The organism is Streptosporangium amethystogenes (genome assembly GCF_000721075.1).
Lineage (GTDB): Bacteria > Actinomycetota > Actinomycetes > Streptosporangiales > Streptosporangiaceae > Streptosporangium > Streptosporangium amethystogenes.
The window spans coordinates 1-405 of record NZ_JOEQ01000162.1; the positions used below are offsets into that span (position 1 = coordinate 1).

Here is a 405-nt window from a genome sequence, read left to right on the forward strand (position 1 = left end):
GGCCATCAGCAGCGACGCCGAGGGGTCCTTCTCCGAGGGCTTGAGGATGAAGGTGTTGCCGCAGGCGATCGCGATCGGGAACATCCACATCGGCACCATGACCGGGAAGTTGAACGGGGTGATCCCGGCGACCACGCCCAGCGGCTGCCGGATCGAGTAGGAGTCGACCCGGGTGGAGACGCCCTCGGAGAAACCGCCCTTGAGCAGGTGCGGGATGCCGCAGGCGAACTCCACGACCTCCAGGCCTCGGGCGACCTCGCCCAGCGCGTCGGAGTGGACCTTGCCGTGCTCGGCGCTGACCAGCGCCGCGAGCTCGTCGCGGTGGGCGTACATCAGCTCACGGAAGCGGAACAGCACCCCCGCCCGCCGGGTCAGCGAGGTGTCCCGCCAGGCGGGCCAGGCCGC

General features: G+C 70.4%; 1 protein-coding gene. It reads right to left on the reverse strand.

Annotation, left to right across the window (positions count from 1 at the left end; genetic code table 11):
* On the reverse strand, positions 1 to 405 hold a 405-nt coding region (locus tag IG98_RS0144100; RefSeq protein WP_030926694.1), incomplete at both ends, for an aldehyde dehydrogenase family protein.